1 protein-coding gene is annotated in these 1,406 nt (G+C 64.6%); it reads left to right on the forward strand.

The window, feature by feature from the left end; genetic code table 11:
* Positions 1–176: 176 nt before the first annotated feature.
* Positions 177–1,394, forward strand: a complete 1,218-nt coding sequence (locus tag QQL87_RS37195) for an IS4 family transposase (RefSeq protein ID WP_284424092.1) — start codon at positions 177–179, stop codon at positions 1,392–1,394.
* Positions 1,395–1,406: the final 12 nt, after the last annotated feature.

The following is a 1,406-nucleotide window of genomic DNA, read 5'->3' on the forward strand; positions in this document are numbered from 1 at the left end:
GCTACCGTATTCACACATCGATATTGAATACGGGAAGAACGTCTGATTCCCTGTCAGCCTCTTGCGGAGGAGGATGGCATGGAGCTTGGGCTGGGACGGTTTGGCGACCGTCGCCTTGAAAAAGGGGGGCCTTTCTTCTGGACCGGCTGGTTGCGTCGGGCGGCCGAGGGCTGCGGGTGCGCCGATTGGGTGGCAATCGGGCGGGAGAGATTCGTCTGACGCGGTTGTTGCGCAACGAGGCTTTCAGCTGTGAGGAGATGCTGGCGGAGGCGGCCCGACGGACGTCGGAACGCTGCATGGGACAGCATGTGCTGGCGATCCAGGACACCACCGTGGTGCGCTCGGAGGGCGGCGGAGGCGAGTATCTGCACGCCGTGTTGGCTCTGAATGCGCAGGATGGTGCAATCCTGGGGTTGATCGACGGCTGCTTTTTGGAGCGCAAGGGCGGCCGGCGTGCAGCCCGGCGATCCACGCCGATTGAGGAGAAGGAGAGCTTCCGCTGGCTGCAAGGTGCCGAGCAGGCGGCCTCGGTATGCGCGGGGGCGGCTTCGATCACCGTGGTAGCCGATCGCGAGAGCGACATCTTCGAGGCGTTTGCCTTGCGTTCGGAAGGTGTCGAACTGCTGATCCGCGCGGCCCATGACCGTGCACTGGCGGACGGCCAGACGCTATTTGCCCGAGTCGATGCGCTGGGTGCGATGGGGCGCGCGGAGTTGGAGCTTCCCGCCAAGCCTGGGCGCAAGCGGCGAACCGCTCAGCTCGAACTTCGCTTCATGCGGGCCAATCTGGCTCAACCGACGGCTGGATTGCGCGCCAACTTGCCGAAAAGCGTGGCCGTGCACATCATCGATGTCCGCGAGGTCGACCCGCCGAGCGGCGAGGCGCCGATCCATTGGCGGCTTCTCACCACGCATGAGATCGGGACCGAGGCGCAAGCCTGGCAGGTGGTCGGCCTGTATCGACAGCGTTGGGCGATTGAACAGCTGTTCCGAACTCTCAAGTCGGGCGGCTTCGACATCGAGGGGCTGGAGATCGAGGACAGCCCGCCTCGCAACCGGCTTATCACTGCGACGTTGATCGCGGCCGTGTGCATCCAACAATTGGTCCACGCGCGTGATGGAGGCCCGGAGCCTCTGCGCCCTCTCACAGACGCATTCGAACCCGAGGACGTTCCCCTGCTCGAAGCCTGCTGTGCTCAACTCGAGGGCAAGACAGAGCGGCAAAAGAACCCTCATCCGAAGGGGTCTCTCGCTCGCGCGGCCTGGGTCTGCGCCCGCCTCGGCGGATGGACCGGCTACTACGGAAAGCCCGGCCCTCTCGTCATGCTGGAGGGCTGGCTCGAGTTCCAAGCCATGAAACGCGGCGCAAACCTCTTAGCCCGAGGCGAAGTGTGAATCCGGTAGCCC

This window comes from Bradyrhizobium sp. SSBR45G (genome assembly GCF_030159255.1).
In the GTDB taxonomy this organism is placed as follows: Bacteria; Pseudomonadota; Alphaproteobacteria; order Rhizobiales; family Xanthobacteraceae; genus Bradyrhizobium.